We start from the raw sequence: 14,880 nt of genomic DNA on the forward strand, positions 1-14,880 counted from the left end.
AAACAGGCTATTCCGAGCCTCTTCAGGAGGCCTGACTTGATTGTAGCCGCATATCGGGATGGTGTCTCCTGGGTATCCCCGGTCCAGCCGCTGGGATGAAGACTTGCTGTAAGCCTTTTAATTAATGGTGTGTTCGAAAGGAAAACATGTTACGGATTGCCGTTACCGGGGCCGCGGGTCGCATGGGCGGCGCTTTTCTGGCGTATCTTGAGAGTCAGGCAGATGTCGTGGCCCAATTCGTGAGCAACGCCGGTAAACTTTCGCTCCCTGAGAAGTTGGAGCTTCTGGCTGAGGCCTGCCGGTTGCAGCGGCCGGATGTGCTGGTGGATTTCAGTTATCCCGAGGCGACCCTGGCTTATGCCGAATGGGCCGCGAGCGAGAGTTTAGCGATGGTTGTCGGAACGACCGGCTTTACCCGCTCACAGCTGGACAGGTTGGCGGAAATTCTGCGGCCGGTACCCGCGCTGTTGAGTCCCAATATGAGTCTGATGATGAACCTGGCCTGGCGTATGATCGCGAACGCCACGGCGGTGCTGCCGCACGATACGGTTGACGTGGAGATCGTCGAGAAACATCACCGGGAAAAACGCAATGCACCCAGCAGCACGGCTCTGAAAATAGCTCAGCTGGTAGCTGAGAAAAGAGGTTGGACGCTCTCCCAGTCGCTGCGGCATCAGGCGCGCTGGGGACTGATCGGCAGCCGACCGCACAAGGAAATTGCGATTGCCAGTCTTCGCGGGGGGACTTTTAACAGTGAGCATGCCGTAATTTTCGCCGGCCAAGGTGAGAGTCTTGAGATCACGCATCGCTCGCAATCACTGGAGCCTTATGCTCGTGGCACGCTGCAGGCATCCCGCTGGCTTCTGAAACAAGCCCCCGGGATGTACGACATGCTGGATATGCTGGGTCTGCAGGAGGTCCTTTATTGAATCGGCGTCGCCCCGAAAATATGAAATATTCGGGGCTGAAAGAAAGCTTTTGAAGGTATTCTTTAATGGAGCGTGGTTCTTCAGAAAATAAAATGGTCAAGTCTTTTCCGGGTTCAGAATATACTCTTTGAAAAGTTCGGCCAGGGGCGAAAGACGCCGGTCGCGATTGTAGATCAGATAAAAGTCGCGTTTGATCGGGCCGTCCGGAAGGCTGAGCTGTTGCAGGTTTCCGTTTTTCAGGTCTTCATCGACACAGAGGTTGGAGATGATGGTTACCCCGAGATCATTTTTGACCGCCTGACGAACCGCTTCCGCGCTGCCCATTTCAGCGACCAGATTTAAGTCTTCAAGTTTGGTCAGACCTCTTTGTTGTAAGACTGAAAGCATGCTCCGTCGGGTTCCGGAACCTTTTTCCCGGATTATAAAAGGTAGCTTCCTGAGGGTTTCAAGGCTGAGCGGTGAGGAAATTGAACGGCCGCGGGCCGGAGACGCTACCAGGTAGAGCTCGTCTCCCTGGCATTTTATCGAAATGAAATCCTTGTCTGTGGGCGGGTTGCCGACCAATCCCAGCTCAAGCTCGCCGTCGCCGACCAGATCGATGATTGACTGGCTGTCTTCAATGCGCAGGGTGACTTTGGTTTGTTGGCGGCTCTGTGTAAAACGGCCGATTACCGCTGGCAGAATATATTGGCCCGGAGTATTGCTGCCGCCGATTTCTAGCTTGCCGTGTTCCGCTCCGGCGTAAAGCCGCATTTCTTTGCGGGCCTTTTCCTGCAGGGCGAAGATTCGGCGGGCGAAGGGCAGAAAGATCTCGCCGGCCGAAGTCAGGCGAACCTCACGGCCGCTGCGGTCGACGAGTTGAACTTTAAGGAAGTTTTCCAGGTTTTTCAGGTGACCGCTGACGGTGGGCTGAGTCAAATAGATCTTTTCCGCCGCCCGACTGAAATTCAGATGTTCGCTGATTGCCAGAAAGACTTGAATCTGTCGCATCTCAATCATATGCTGTCCTGTTTTTTTTGAGATGGAATTAGCCTGAAAACTGCAACAGCTCCGAATGCGAGGCGTTCGATACCTGAGGCCCGCGGCGAACATAGAAGTACGCCGTCGTGACGAAGGTTGAAGGGGAGCGAAGCCGGTGGAGTTGTTACGAAGCCCTCGACCTTTTAGAGTAAAAATAATCGGTCGTCAAGGGGCTGGCCGAAATAAGTAGGGAGGTTGCTCTGTGCGAGTGAATGTTGAGGCTCTGCTGACGGTGATTGCTCAGGCCGGCGGTTACGCGCTGGTGGTTTTGGATGAGGCTGGCAGGGTGGCCTACTGGAGTCCGCAACTGGCGGAAATCAGTGGTCTTGAAAGTCAGCGGGTGCTTGGGCGTGACTGGTCTGAAATGGTGAGGTTTCAGGAAGGGGCGGCCTTGAAAGGTCTGCCCGGGGATCTTCAGGCTGAATCCGGGACCGGGTTGAGCGGCCTCGAGTTTTATCCGGTTCCTGACGATGCCGGCGCCGATGGCTGCCGGGTTGGAATTCTGCGACGAAACTCAAACTCCGCGATGAACAACGAAAACTCCCCTTTCAGCGCCGAAAACGCTCTCGGCATTCCCAGCCGGCGGGCTTTGCGCGAGGCCTTGCAGCGCCAGATCGCCTATCATCACCGTTATCACACCCCGTTTTCCCTGCTTTTTCTGAAAATAAAAAATGCTAACACCTTTATAGAGGTTCTGGGGCGTGACAGCTGGGAAGTTACTAATCGTGCGATTTTTGATCAGATTATGGCGATTGTAAGGATGGGTGATTATGTCGGTCTCTATGATGACTCAACCTTTTGGGTGGTTTTAGCTAATTCAACCCCGGAGGGAGCCCGCGTGGTGGCGGAAAAAATCAAGCGTCTGACCGCTTCCATGCAGGTGGAAACGATTAATGTTTTTCTTTCCGTCGCGATTGTCGCGGTTTCCGCGGCTAAAGGCGACGATGTCGATGGTTTGATCGGCAAGGCCGGTCAGGCCGTGGAAGAGGAACTGCGGCTTTCGTTCGGGGCGGCGTCGGCGGATTAGATTATGCGCCTGATCTGCGCAGCGGTCCGCGAAGAACTTCTGCCTTTGCTTGAGTCAGGTTTCTGGAGCGAACTTGAACCCGGATGCTATCGCTCCCGGCGGCGGCCTTGCCTGCTGGCCGCGCTGGGCATCGGTCTGGTCGATTTTGTGGCTGGTTTTGAGGCCTTGTTGCGGACACAGCCCATCTCCTCGGCCATTTTTACCGGCAGCTGCGGGGTTTATGCCGCCTCCCTGGCCTCCTGGCCGCCGGTAACTCTGGTTTCTCCCGGGACCGCGATTCTGGGTGATCTGGCTGAAGTCGAAGGTAAGGGGTATTTCCCCGGGCCTCTGATAACTACGCTGACCCTTGACGAAAAACTTTCCCGGCAACTCTCTTCGGGCTATGAGACCCGCTGCCTGACCTTGGCCGCGATCACCTCCGAGGATCATGCCGCCGGCCGCCTTGAAGCGCATTACCGGGCTCAGTTCGAACAGATGGAGGCCTATGCCTTTGCCCGTCTCTGCCAATGCCGCGGCATTCCCGGTGCCCTGCTGCTGGCGGTGGTTAACCAGGTCGGCGGGCAGGGCCACCGGCAATGGCTTGGCAATGCCCCCTGCGGGGCCCGGGCTTGCGCGGCACGGCTTCAGGAAGTCCTTGCCCTCTGAAACCGTAAGTTTAGTGCTTTTTTTACCGGTTCGGCGGTGATTATTTCAGGAACTTTGTCCTTTCACAAAGCATTTTCTCTTGTCAAGCGCCCCGGACTGTGCTATCTGGTGCGTCCGTGAAACAGACAGGTACGGGCAATTAGCTCAGCTGGATAGAGCGTTGGCCTCCGGAGCCAAAGGTCGTGAGTTCGAATCTCGCATTGCCCGCCAATAAAAAATCAAGGGGTTAGGTGAATTAGTCGCCTAGCCCCTTTTTTGTTTCTGGGCTAGATACTTTGGGTGAAACCTTTACGCTTTGGTTGATGGTTCGAAGTATCTTTATCGCGCTCGGTCACATTTATATTGCCGTGAAAGGCTCAGCGCCTGATGCGGTGGTAGCCGCAGCGTTAGTTCGCATTTCGCGGCAATGTAACTGAGTCCTTTTGTCAGAAGATGCCACTCCATCTTTGCCTGGTTCGCGCTTGCCGGTTTCAGATGCCGCCCAGGCAGAGATACTTGATTTCAAGATAATCGTCAATGCCGTAGCGCGAGCCTTCGCGGCCGAGGCCGGATTCCTTGACCCCGCCAAACGGCGCCACGGTGGTCGAGATCAAGCCGGTGTTGATGCCGATGATGCCATATTCGAGAGCTTCGGCCAGGCGCCAGACCCGGCCGATGTCGCGGCTGTAGAAATAGGCGGCTAGTCCGTATTCGGTGGCGTTGGCCAGGGCGATGGCTTCGGCGTCGCTGTGAAAACGAAAAAGCGGGGCCACCGGGCCGAAGGCTTCCTCGTGGGCGATGCGCATTTCGGGGCTGGCGTTGGTGAGGATTGTTGGTTCGAAAAAATTGCCGCCCAGCTTGTGGCTTCTGCCGCCGGTCAAGATCCGGGCGCCGCCTGCCACGGCGTCAGCAATCAAGGCCTGGACTCCGGCCACGGCGTCGCGGTTGATCAGCGGTCCCTGTTGCGTGTCGGCTTCGAGACCGTTGCCGACCTTCATTACGGCCACCGCCGCCGCCAGCTTTTCGGCGAACCGATCGTAGATGCCATCCTGAATCAGGAATCGGTTGGTGCAGACGCAGGTCTGGCCCGAATTGCGGTACTTAGAAACCAGAGCCCCGGCCACCGCGGACTCGAGATCGGCGTCGTCAAAGACGATGAAAGGGGCGTTGCCTCCCAGTTCCAGCGAAACCTTCTTGACCGTGCCGGCGCAGGCTGCGAGCAGCTGCTTGCCGACGGCGGTCGATCCGGTGAAACTCAGTTTGCGCACCCTGGGATTTTCCGTCAGCTCGGCCCCGACGGCTGCGGCCGTGCCGGTAACCACATTGAAGACCCCGGCTGGAATTCCGGCTCGTGCCCCCAGCTCGGCCAGAGCCAGGGCGGAAAAGGGGGTCGCGCTTGCCGGTTTGACTACCATCGTGCAACCTGCGGCTAAGGCCGGCCCTGCTTTTCTCGTGATCATGGCTGAGGGGAAATTCCAGGGGGTGATGGCGGCGCAGACTCCGATCGGTTCCTTCAGGACAAGAATTCGCTTGTCCGCCTGCTGAGCGGGAATGACATCGCCGTAGACCCGCTTGCCTTCCTCGGCGAACCATTCGAGAAAAGAGGCGGCGTAGACGATTTCGCCCCGGGCCTCGGCTAGTGGTTTTCCCTGTTCCTGAGTCATGAGCAAGGCCAGATCATCCTGATGTGTAAGCAGCAGTTGCCGCCAGCTCTGGAGAATGACGGCTCGTTCCTGCGCGGTTTTCCGCCGCCAGGCGGAAGCGGCGTTTTCCGCCGCGGCAATGGCGCAAGCGGTTTCGCCGCGACCCAGATCGGGTACCGTGCCCAGAAATTTGCCGTCGGCGGGGTTGCGGACCTCGATGACGCCACCGCCTTCAGCTGCTATCCAATGGCCGTCGATATAGGCCAGATTTTTCCATAACCCGGGATCCTGCAGTTTTTGTGTCGGCATTGGTTTTCTCCTGAATTGGGTTGGTTCTCGCATGAATGTTTAATTAACAATGGCAACGCAAGGTCGCGGTCCTTATTTCAGCCGTTCCAGAGCGCTTGCAGCCGCTTTTTGCGGCGGCGCTGGCTTTTGCCGAGGCGTTTGGGATTGCCCTGCTTGCGGGTGAGGTGGCGCTTGGCCTTGCCTGTCGGTTCATCTTCATCGAGATCGACGGTCGTTTGCAGGGTCGCCAGCAGGACGCCGATAAAATCGGCGGTGGCCAGCACCACGGCGCCGAAACCTTCGGCGGCCCGGGCGATTTCCCGGTCGGAACTGACAATCGTCAAGCCGCTGCCGTATTGGCGGGCGAGATTGATCAGGTACTGATCGGCATTCTGTCCGGCCCGGGAAAACCTGATTTCAACCCCGCCGGCGGCGGCACTGCGGGGTTCGCCACTGCCGGCGAAGGCCCCGTCGTAAACCACGGTCAACCGGTTGCTGCTGGCGCGGCGGTAGTCGGCCAGCAGCTGGTTGAGTTCCTCACGCTCTTTTTCCAGATCGAGAAAGTCCAGGGCGGTACCGGTTAAGGTCGCGATCACGTTATAGCCGTCGAGAGCGATGCGCATAGTGATTTCACGGGCAATTATTGGGGGCTGTAAGCGGACCGTTTCCGGCCGGCCGGAGTTCTCACAACCATTTCTTTTTTTTGAAATAACTCAATAAAATCAAGGAAATTATTATGAACGCAAGCCAGAGGAAAGGATAGGCCCAGCGCCATTTGAGTTCGGGCATGTATTCGAAGTTCATACCGTAAATGCCGGTGATAAAGGTCAGGGGGATGAAAATCGAGGCAAAGACGGTCAGCACCTTCATGACTTCATTCATTTTATTGCTGATGCCGGAAACGTAGATATCAAGCAGGCCGGAGAGAATCTCCCGGTACAGATCCAGTCTTTCGGAAACCCTAATGGCATGATCCTGAACATCGCGGAAATAAATCAGGTTCTTTTCCATAATCAGGTGTGAATCGCTGTGCAGCATGGTGCTGAGAAGCTCGCGCAGGGGTGAAATGAACCGGTGCATGTGGGTCAACTCTCGTTTGATTGCCTGAATCTTCTTGAGGGTGCCCGCGTCGGGGGCGCTTAACAACTCCTCTTCGATCGCATCCACATTTTCGGACAGGGTGTCGAGCAGAATGAAATTGCCGTCGACAAGCAGATCGAGAAGCGCGTAAGTCAGATAGTCGCTGCCCTGGCTGCGAAAGCGGCTCAGGTGGTTTCTGGTTCGCTGAAGAACCGGCGTAAATAAATCGTCGGATTTTTCCCTGAAGACAAAAACAAATCCCTCCAAGACCAGAATGCTGATCTGCTCGGCACAGGCCGCTGAGTTTGAGGGCGCGGGCATCAGGGTTTTCAGAACAATGTAAAGATAGTCATCGTAATCTTCGAATTTGGGTCGCTGATGCGGATTAAGAATGTCCTCGAGAACCAGTGGATGAATCTTGAACCGCCGTCCGAGGGCTTCGATGACCCCGATATCGCTCAGCCCTTCGATGATTATCCAGGTGACGGAGCCCGGCTTTTGCTCAGGGCTGATTTCTTCGAGCGAGGCAATCGTATACTCTTGGAAATCATGGGCATCATAGGTGATGATGGACAGCTTCGAGCCGGCATGATGATCGGCCCCGAGATAAACCAAAGTGCCGGGCGGCATGCCGGCTTTGCGCGAAATCTTACTGGGGAATTTTTGCATGGGTTGCCCTTTTTATGTTTCAGGACGACTGCCGGAGTCGGGCTGCGTGGGGAAAACTCGACCGGAATTAAGTTTTCGTTTCTGCCGGTTCGTTTTGCTCGTCAAGCGGTTTGAAGAGCATGATTTTTTGTGTTTACTACAATCGATTGTTTTTGACAACCACCGGGTGCCGGTTGTTTGCGAGCATGATATCCTACGCTGGGAAAACAGAAAGCGAACGTCGGGAGTGGAGGAAATACACCAAAGCTCCCGAAACTGAAGTTATAAGAAAAGCTTGTGCACATCGGGGATGGCACCGGCGAGGGGACCTGTTTGACCCTCTGGCTTCAGGAAAAATGAAGCCGACCGGACCGTGTCAGGACGATTGTTGGTTGTCGACGCACATTATCAGGTAACGGCAGGAATCCGGGCTTTTGTCGAGATGGACCAGAACGCCGTTTTCCCGGCTCAGAAAAAGGTTCAGGACATACAGGGGCAGGGTTTCATGATAGGCGCTTGCCGCTTCGTAATGATAGCGTTCGCAGCCTGGAGCGCTTTTCTGCAAAGACCGGCTTTCGGCGGCGGAAAAACGTCTGGAAAAAGCCAGACGGGTACCGGGTGTCAAGGTCGAGAGAAAGTTTTTTAAAGCCTTTTCAGAAAAGCATTCAGGTTTTATCTCGAGTCCGGCGAGCGCGCCGTCGGCGTTACTCTTGACCAGCATCCAGTTGCTGCCTTCGGCCAGTGGCAGACCCTTCTCCACGCCTAAAAATTTTCGGCCCAGTTCCAGGGGTAGAATGACTTCGTCGACGGCGCCGATCAGAATGGCTTCTTCCGTTTGTCGTTGCAGATCGTTCTGAGCCAGAAGCATGGTCATCTGCACGGGGAAATGGTGATGGGCAAGAAACAGATTGCGGCCTTCAAGCCCGAGATGAGCGGCAACATAATAGGCCGCCGTATTGCCGGCCAGATTGATGAAGTCGGCCGGTTTCGTCAGATTTCCGGTAAAGTGACGCTGGCGCACAACCCGGTCGAAGACCATGATATTCCCCTGTCCGGAAGTCATGTAAAGGGCGGTCTGAGGGTTTGGGCGGGAAACGGCAGCGGCTTGATGCGCGCCGATGATGGCCAACTGAATGAAGCGGTCGGTGCGGCGAGGGCTGGTGCCGCTGAGGGCTTTGAGCTTGTTTTTGAGATCGGGAAGCTCCGGGGTTTCGGGGTCGATGGGGCCATGATGCAGGCCCAGTCCGTGAATGTAGAGGGTCATGCCGTGCGCTTAACGATGAAAACCGTGTTATTGCCGCCGAAACCGAAATAATTAAGCATGAAGACGCCTTGGTGCAGGGGCAGCACCTCTTGCAGGGGTGGGTTGCGGAACTCGTTTTCCAGAACGGTGAAATTGAGGGTCGCCGGCAGAAATCCGGCGCCGACGCTTTCCATCAGTAAAACCAGTTCGGCCGTGCCGCAAGCGCCCAGGGTGTGGCCGATATAGGGTTTCAGAGCGACAATCGGCGGCATTCGGTGAAAAATCTGTTCCAGGGCGCGCATCTCGGCCCGGTCGTTAAGTTCACTGGCGGTGGCGTGAGCCTTGATCGCGCTGATGTCTTCCGCTTTGAGACCGGCATCCTGCAGGGCCGCGCGCATTACTCGGGCGAGCCCCTCCCCGCTCGGCTCGGTTCCGCTCACGCTATAGGTTTCGCAGCGGCTTGCTCCGCCGAGATAGCGCCAGGGCGAGGGGCTGATTTCCTCCCGGCTGAGAAGTACGGCGCCGACCGCTTCCCCCAGAACAATGCCGTCGCGGTTGCGGTCAAAGGGGCGCATTCCTGAGGAGGAGAGCAACTGCAACATGGCAAAGCCCTCAAGGGTGGTCGGGGAGTAAAGCTCCAGACCCAGGACCAGGGCGTGATCGATCAGTCCGCCGTTCAGCAGTGCGGCGGCGTTGATCAGGGCGTTGGCGCTGGAGGTGCAGGCCGTGTTGCAGGTCAGGGCGGGACCCTCCAAGGTCTGGCGCCGCATCAGGCTGTCCAGGTAGCCGCCGGCGCCGACCCGTTGGCGTTCGCACCTGTCGATAAAGGCTGGGTCGACATTCTCTTCGAGGGGGCCGGCCAGGGAATAATCGATCGCGGAGGCTCCCAGAAAAACCCCGATGCCCTTCAAATCGGAAAGCTGCAGGTTCAGATTGGTCTGCAACAGCCTGACTGTTCGGTCAAGATAGTTATCGACAATCGCGCTCGAACTGAAGCGGGGGGCTTGGTCGAGGCGGTAGTAGGGGTAGGGCGCCAGACGCTCGCCGACCCGGACCTTGACCAGCTCGCGTGGGTTGTGGCCGGCCAGGAGTGACCGTCTCCGTTCGCTCCGGCTCCCCAGGGCACTCAGCAGCTCTCCACCGATAATCGTGATCATGCTTGTATTTCTTTTTCCTGATGCCGGAACGGGTTAACTCTCATTTGTCGTCCAGAGCTCAGGTCGGCTGAATGAAATCGGCCAGTTCGTTGATGGTGGTGACATGGCGGCGAAAGGCTTTGCTGTCAGGCAGGCGGATGCCGAAATGGCTTTGTAGGCCCATCAGGATTTGCAGGGCGTCAAGCGAATCGAGCCCGAGACCGCTGGCTTCGGAAAAAAGCATCACTTCATCGTTGATGTCGGTGGGGCTGATATCCTCTCTTTCGCATTCTTCAATGATCATTTTCTTTAGGCGCAGCTTCAGCGCCTCGTCTAAAGATCCCTTCATTGTTCCCGGTTTGTTTTAAAGTGAAAGACGACTCCGGCCGCCAGCAGCAGGCCGAGGCCGAAAGCGGCCAGGGCCAGGGCTTCGCCAAGAACCGCTTGCAGGCCCCGGTCGCGGAGAAAAATATCGAGAAATCCTTCCAGTCCCCAGGACATCGGCGAAAGCCCGGCCAGTTGTTGCATGGGCTCGGGCATGTATGTTTTCGGAACCATGATGCCGCCGATTGCCCCCAGGAGAATATTGATGATGACGCCGATGGTGGTCGCCTGCTCCACGGTCGTGGCCGAGACCGCGATCAACATCGAGGTTCCCACGGCGGCCAGGCTGAGGCCGACCGAAACCAGGGCCAGGCCGCCGATCGAGTTTCCCAGTTGCAGGGCCTCGGCTCCGCAAAGCGGTACGATGAAAACCCCGACCGCGAGCATGAGACCGGCCTGCAGCTGATTGATGACCAGGTAGGGCGTGATTTTCCCGATGAACAGGGCGGGCAGTGAAATATTCATCGCCGTCATGCGCATCAGGGTGTTACGTCGGCGCTCGTTGATAAAAATGGTCGATATCGGAATAATGATGAAGAACATGCCGAACACAATCCAAGAAGGAACGCTTTGCTGGGTTGATGAAGGTTCCCGTCCTGCTTTCAGCTCGGCGTAGCGCAAGGTGATGGCGGCTTCGGTGTCAAGAAAAAAGGTCTCGAGGGCTGGAATCTCCGGCCGTCCGGCGTCGCCGAAGAACTGGCTCTGCGTGGCGGTCGGCGCTGGAGAAAAAGCAAGTTCGCGCATGATTGTTTCAAGGCGCAGGCGGATCAGGGCCCGAGTGATTTCGGTTTTGAACAACAGCAGTCTCCCCGGTCTGACGCTGGTCGGAAGCGCCACTTCCAGTAAGACGGGCGATATTTCCTGGCGGTCATGGTTTTGCGCAAAACCTGGGTTGATAGTCAGGGCGGAGCCTGACTTTGCGGGAGCCGGTGTTAATTTTGGGGCCGGGTTTCCGGCCGCCGGCCGGCGCCGGAGCCGAGCCTGGCGGCCAAGTAATTGTTCAAATCTGGCGCTCAGGACGCTGTGATCGAGATCGATGAGGGAGTATTCAATCTCGATGGGATCGTGTCTGAGTGTGTCTTTCAGGGCCAGCGACATGATCAGAATGAAAATCGCCGGCATGATGAAGAGGGCGGCCAGGGCGTGTCTGTCCCGCAGAATCAGGATGAACTCTTTAGCCAGCATGGTCTTAAACATCGCGTTTTTCTCCGGTCGTGGTCAGGCGGAGAAAGAGATCCTCGAGGGTGGTGGAGCCGTAGCGGATCTCTTTGAGCTCGAAGCCTTCGTTTTCGAGAGCTTCCAGCAGGTCTGCCAGCGTGCTGGCATTTGGTTTCGCCAGGGTGAGGGTGGCGGCGTCGGCTACCTCAAGACCGGAATGGTGCCGGGCGAAATGCTGCAGCCGGTTTTTGTCGGCATGGAACATTTCGATGTGCAAGGTCGAGGTTCCGCGCTCTCGCAGCAGGGTTTCGATCCGCCCCTCAAGAATGATGCGGCCATGGTCGATAATCGCCGCCTGGTCACAGATTTTTTCAATCTCGGACAGGTAATGGGAACAATAGATGACGGTTCTGGCTTCGTGTTTAAAGGCGCGAATGGTTTTCAGGATCTCTATTCGGCCATCGGGATCGATGCCGACGGTTGGTTCGTCAAAATACAGCAACTCGGGGGTTGTTGAGCAGGCCGATGGCGATGTTGAGACGCTGTTTCTGGCCTCCGGAAAGGGTGCCGGCTTTTTGTTGGTGACAATCTTCCAGGCGGTTGACGCTGAGCGCCTGTACAATCGCCTGGCGTAAGGCGGCGCCCCGGATTTTCTGAATGCCACCGAAAAAACGAAGATTTTCGAGCACGCTTAAATTTTCGTAAAAGGCCGGAGACTGGGGAATGTAAGCGGTGCGCCGGCGGATTTCGGCTGTTTCCCGTTGCAGGGGGAGTCCGAAAATGTGAATCTTACCTGCCTGGAAAGTGCTTAGACCATTGAGGATCGAGAGTAATGTGGTCTTGCCTGCACCATTGGGGCCCAACAGCCCGAAGATCACCCCGGTGCCGATCTCCAGATTGAGATGGTCGAGGGCGCAGCGCCGGCCGTAACGCTTGACTAGATTTTCAATGCGGATCATTTTCTCAACCGACCGTCGCCAGTAACTTGCGGTAAACTTGGGTTTCGCTCTCGGCCACGCTTTCCAGTTTTCGGCGCAGGGACGCGAAGTCGATGGCCTGGTTTTTTTTGCCGCGAAGGCTGCGGGCCAGCATCAGGGCGAATTCCCGCCACTGATCCCCGGTCGCGGTCATCATCATTGAGCTTTCTTCCAGTCTGGGTTCGGCCAGCAGTTTGCCCGCTTCCTGTAGAAATGAAGCATAGATGAAACGAAAACCGGCTCCGCCGGTGCCGATTTCCTCCTGCATGCGAATGATATGGCCGAGCAGCAGCTTGGCGTAGTGCGGATCTTTTTTCTCAAGTCGGGTGATGGCTTCGGCGAGCCGCCGAATGCCGGAAACGCCGGCGATCGGAACCGGGCTGTAAAGCATGGCCCGGGCGTTTTTACGAATGATGCGAGGCAGCAGAAAGCCGAAGTCCAGGGTCTTCGGCACTGCGACCGGATAGTAGATCAGACCTTTTGGGGCCATCATTCCTTTGACGAAGCGGGCTTTTTCCAGGGGCTCGACCAAGCAGCGCACCGGTTGTTCAAAGACCGGGTCGCTGACCAGATATTCATTTCCTTCTTTGCCGTACACGATCAGGTTGTGGGCGTTAAAATGAAAACGCATTTCCTCGGGGAAATAGGGCAGCCAGAAAACCGAAGTCTGGGCTCCGACGATTTCGCCTTGCGCGAGCAGGGTGTCAAGGGCGGCGGTGCCCTGCCGGGCCCGGCGAAAGGTCTGCAGCCGCATGCGCAGGCCGATATTTTTCTGCAGTCCCCTGATAATCGCATGCGGGCGGCTGCGGTAGGCGATCAGGGGCAGACCGCCTAGCTTGATAAAGGGAATGTAGGCAAACATCAGGGCCCCGGAGAGACCGAAAACCATCGCCTCGGAAAGCTGTAGGCCGTGATGTCGCAGCATCAGCGCCATTACGCCACTTTCGCAATGGGCGGAATGATTATGGATGAAGGCGGGTTTTGTCATGCGTCCGCCTCGCGGTGTGGCAGCCGCGTGAGTTCCGCGAGCTCAAGCCCCAGGGCCTGGGCGTAAAGTGACAGTCTTTTTCGTCCCAGTCCGGCAAAGATCTGAGGTCTGAAATGACGCCTGATGCGCCAGAGCCAGAGGCCGGTGGCCTGGGCCAGAGTCGGCGGATCCATGCGTTGGGCGTACATATGATAATAAAGCGGGGAAGCCCGGCCGGCCAGAACCAATGCGTAAGCCTTCCGCGCCAGGCGCTCAAACTCCTCGAGGGCCTGACGGGTAGCGGCTTCTTCCACCCGCCAGCCGGAGGAGGCGACGATTTCATAAAGCCCGTCGGCGTTGGTTGCGTAAAGGGCTTTCCGGTGGCGAGCCAGGGTGGAAATGTTGTCTTGGGGAACTTGCCGATTTTCCATTCAGACTACCGTCAGATGAATGTAGGCGGTGGAAAAACGTCCGCTTTGGGGACGAAACAAAGTAGCCTCTCGCCTTTTTTCAAGGAACCCGAATTGAACAGTTCTTCCAGCATGATGTAGATTGAGGCCGAACCGGTATTGCCCTTGGTACTCAAATTCGTGAACTATCTTTCCTGGGGGATGTCGCAGCCCGCCGCCTGCAGCCCGGCCCGGACCGGGTCACGGAAAAAACCGGAGGAATAGTGCGGCAGGAACCAGTCGATTTGGTCGGCCTCGACCAGGACCTGCCGGCTGAGCTCGCGCAGAGGTCGGACCACGGTGTATTCAATGATCTTGTCGTTGAGGAGCTTGACGTCCTGCTTGATTGAAAAGATTGAACGCTCCAGCCAGGCCTGAGGGGCGTATTCGCGCCAGCCCTTGAGGCGGCCGGAGGTCGTTTTTTCGGCGCCCGCGTACATGCAGGTTTCAAGCTCGCCGGTATAGGATTTCTGAAAAATCCAGTCAATCCGCAGAGAAATAGCGTCGCCCTCGGGCTGCGGACTCAGCCAGAGGGCTCCGGCCCCGTCACTCAACATCCAGCGCAGAAAATCCTTTTCAAAGGCGATGGCCGGTTGTTTTTCAAGTTGGGCCGCCCGGGCTTCGATCTCCTCGGTGAAATTGAGGCCGCGTAGCAGTGAGGAGACGTTTTCCGAAGCGGTCGCCACGGCGTTTTTCTTTTGACCGGCGAGAATTGACAGGTAAGCGTATTTGAGCGCCATGGTTCCAGCCAGACAGATTCCGGCGGTCGCCACCGCTTCGCAGGGTGGCAGTCCGAGTTCACCGTGGACCATCAGGGCATGATTGGGCAGCAGCTGATCCGGCAGGGAAGTGCCGCAAGCCAGTAATTCGATGTCTTGTAAGGGACAGCCCTGACGGCCGAGGGCCCGCACGGCGGCCGCCGCCAGTTCGGCATTGGTGTGGGTGACGGCTCCGATCCGGGGGTCAAGGGCATAGTGTCTGCTGGTGATCTGGTTGCTGCGCAGAATGATCTTGCGCACTCGCGAAGCCCGTTCGCCGATCTGCCCCAGCACCGTTTCCATGGTCTCGTTGTCGACCGGCGGGTGGGGCAGAAAAGCGGCAATGTGGTTGATGTAGACCTTGGATAACATGTTTTCTCTCAAACTTTCCGTAACGCTCTTCAGGCTATTTCCCCGAAGGCTGTTCATAATAAGTAACCGCCTGAGCGAGGTTTTTCCCTCTCAGCCAAACGCTCAGACGGCGCAGCAACAGATTCAAGGGGACCACGGTCAGAATCATGGTCAGCAGGAAGACAACATAGACCGTAA

Annotated in this window: 13 protein-coding genes, 1 tRNA gene and 2 pseudogenes; 4 read left to right on the forward strand and 12 right to left on the reverse strand. The window is 56.9% G+C overall.

Annotated elements, in window-relative coordinates:
* Positions 1-146 precede the first annotated feature (146 nt).
* Positions 147-929, forward strand: a complete 783-nt coding sequence (gene dapB, locus ENN66_02530) for a 4-hydroxy-tetrahydrodipicolinate reductase (protein HDS15490.1) — start codon at positions 147-149, stop codon at positions 927-929.
* A 96-nt stretch (positions 930-1,025) separates the two neighbouring features.
* On the opposite strand, the gene ENN66_02535 is transcribed toward dapB, so the two are convergent.
* Positions 1,026-2,021, reverse strand: a complete 996-nt coding sequence (locus tag ENN66_02535) for a LysR family transcriptional regulator (GenBank protein ID HDS15491.1) — start codon at positions 2,019-2,021, stop codon at positions 1,026-1,028.
* 130 nt (positions 2,022-2,151) lie between these two features.
* On the opposite strand from ENN66_02535, the gene ENN66_02540 reads away from it, so the two are divergent.
* The 3 genes from ENN66_02540 to ENN66_02550 all read left to right on the forward strand — a co-directional run bounded on the left by ENN66_02540 (position 2,152) and on the right by ENN66_02550 (position 3,831).
* Entirely contained in the window at positions 2,152-2,976 is an 825-nt protein-coding gene (locus ENN66_02540) for a diguanylate cyclase (GenBank protein HDS15492.1), read from the forward strand.
* 3 nt (positions 2,977-2,979) lie between these two features.
* Positions 2,980-3,621 (forward strand): hypothetical protein, encoded by a 642-nt coding sequence (locus ENN66_02545; protein HDS15493.1) that lies wholly within the window; start codon positions 2,980-2,982, stop codon positions 3,619-3,621.
* Between the two features lie 133 nt (positions 3,622-3,754).
* Positions 3,755-3,831: transfer RNA gene (locus ENN66_02550), tRNA-Arg, on the forward strand.
* A 260-nt stretch (positions 3,832-4,091) separates the two neighbouring features.
* On the opposite strand, the gene ENN66_02555 is transcribed toward ENN66_02550, so the two are convergent.
* From ENN66_02555 to ENN66_02605, 11 genes and pseudogenes are all read right to left on the reverse strand, one after another.
* A complete protein-coding gene (locus ENN66_02555; protein ID HDS15494.1) occupies positions 4,092-5,552 on the reverse strand; it encodes an NAD-dependent succinate-semialdehyde dehydrogenase in 1,461 nt (486 codons plus the stop codon).
* A gap of 77 nt (positions 5,553-5,629) precedes the next feature.
* Positions 5,630-6,154 (reverse strand): hypothetical protein, encoded by a 525-nt coding sequence (locus tag ENN66_02560; GenBank protein ID HDS15495.1) that lies wholly within the window; start codon positions 6,152-6,154, stop codon positions 5,630-5,632.
* Positions 6,155-6,215: 61 nt separating this feature from the next.
* Positions 6,216-7,280: a magnesium/cobalt transporter CorA gene (gene corA / locus ENN66_02565; GenBank protein HDS15496.1), complete on the reverse strand. Its 1,065-nt coding sequence runs from the start codon at positions 7,278-7,280 to the stop codon at positions 6,216-6,218.
* A gap of 355 nt (positions 7,281-7,635) precedes the next feature.
* Positions 7,636-8,523 carry a hypothetical protein gene (locus ENN66_02570; GenBank protein ID HDS15497.1) on the reverse strand — a complete coding sequence of 296 codons (888 nt, stop codon included), beginning with the start codon at positions 8,521-8,523 and terminating at the stop codon, positions 7,636-7,638.
* Positions 8,520-9,659 (reverse strand): hypothetical protein, encoded by a 1,140-nt coding sequence (locus ENN66_02575; protein HDS15498.1) that lies wholly within the window; start codon positions 9,657-9,659, stop codon positions 8,520-8,522. The genes ENN66_02570 and ENN66_02575 overlap by 4 nt, the downstream gene beginning before the upstream one ends.
* Before the next feature lie 58 nt (positions 9,660-9,717).
* Complete coding sequence (locus tag ENN66_02580) at positions 9,718-9,987, reverse strand: acyl carrier protein (protein ID HDS15499.1); 270 nt, start codon at positions 9,985-9,987, stop codon at positions 9,718-9,720.
* Positions 9,984-11,219, reverse strand: a complete 1,236-nt coding sequence (locus ENN66_02585; GenBank protein ID HDS15500.1) for an ABC transporter permease — start codon at positions 11,217-11,219, stop codon at positions 9,984-9,986. Before ENN66_02585 ends, ENN66_02580 begins: the two co-directional genes overlap by 4 nt.
* Positions 11,212-12,139 (reverse strand): annotated as a pseudogene (locus ENN66_02590) (ABC transporter ATP-binding protein). The gene ENN66_02585 and the pseudogene ENN66_02590 overlap by 8 nt, the downstream one beginning before the upstream one ends.
* Before the next feature lie 4 nt (positions 12,140-12,143).
* Positions 12,144-13,145: a DUF4872 domain-containing protein gene (locus ENN66_02595; GenBank protein ID HDS15501.1), complete on the reverse strand. Its 1,002-nt coding sequence runs from the start codon at positions 13,143-13,145 to the stop codon at positions 12,144-12,146.
* Positions 13,142-13,555, reverse strand: a complete 414-nt coding sequence (locus ENN66_02600) for a hypothetical protein (protein ID HDS15502.1) — start codon at positions 13,553-13,555, stop codon at positions 13,142-13,144. The genes ENN66_02595 and ENN66_02600 overlap by 4 nt, the downstream gene beginning before the upstream one ends.
* Positions 13,556-14,703 (reverse strand): annotated as a pseudogene (locus ENN66_02605) (StlD/DarB family beta-ketosynthase). It abuts the gene before it with no gap.
* Between the last annotated feature and the right edge of the window lie 177 nt (positions 14,704-14,880).

The sequence above is a fragment of the Pseudomonadota bacterium genome (assembly GCA_011049115.1).
Taxonomy (GTDB): Bacteria; Desulfobacterota; Anaeroferrophillalia; order Anaeroferrophillales; family Tharpellaceae; genus DSCM01.

Coding starts and splice junctions, on each gene's coding strand:
- ENN66_02580 (HDS15499.1), bottom strand. CDS start 9,987: ATGAAGGGATCTTTAGACGAGGCGCTGAAGCTGCGCCTAAAGAAAATG.
- ENN66_02575 (HDS15498.1), bottom strand. CDS start 9,659: ATGATCACGATTATCGGTGGAGAGCTGCTGAGTGCCCTGGGGAGCCGG.
- ENN66_02555 (HDS15494.1), bottom strand. CDS start 5,552: ATGCCGACACAAAAACTGCAGGATCCCGGGTTATGGAAAAATCTGGCC.
- ENN66_02560 (HDS15495.1), bottom strand. CDS start 6,154: ATGCGCATCGCTCTCGACGGCTATAACGTGATCGCGACCTTAACCGGT.
- dapB (HDS15490.1), top strand. CDS start 147: ATGTTACGGATTGCCGTTACCGGGGCCGCGGGTCGCATGGGCGGCGCT.
- ENN66_02595 (HDS15501.1), bottom strand. CDS start 13,145: ATGACAAAACCCGCCTTCATCCATAATCATTCCGCCCATTGCGAAAGT.
- ENN66_02570 (HDS15497.1), bottom strand. CDS start 8,523: ATGACCCTCTACATTCACGGACTGGGCCTGCATCATGGCCCCATCGAC.
- ENN66_02535 (HDS15491.1), bottom strand. CDS start 2,021: ATGTTCGCCGCGGGCCTCAGGTATCGAACGCCTCGCATTCGGAGCTGT.
- corA (HDS15496.1), bottom strand. CDS start 7,280: ATGCAAAAATTCCCCAGTAAGATTTCGCGCAAAGCCGGCATGCCGCCC.
- ENN66_02600 (HDS15502.1), bottom strand. CDS start 13,555: ATGGAAAATCGGCAAGTTCCCCAAGACAACATTTCCACCCTGGCTCGC.
- ENN66_02585 (HDS15500.1), bottom strand. CDS start 11,219: ATGTTTAAGACCATGCTGGCTAAAGAGTTCATCCTGATTCTGCGGGAC.
- ENN66_02545 (HDS15493.1), top strand. CDS start 2,980: ATGCGCCTGATCTGCGCAGCGGTCCGCGAAGAACTTCTGCCTTTGCTT.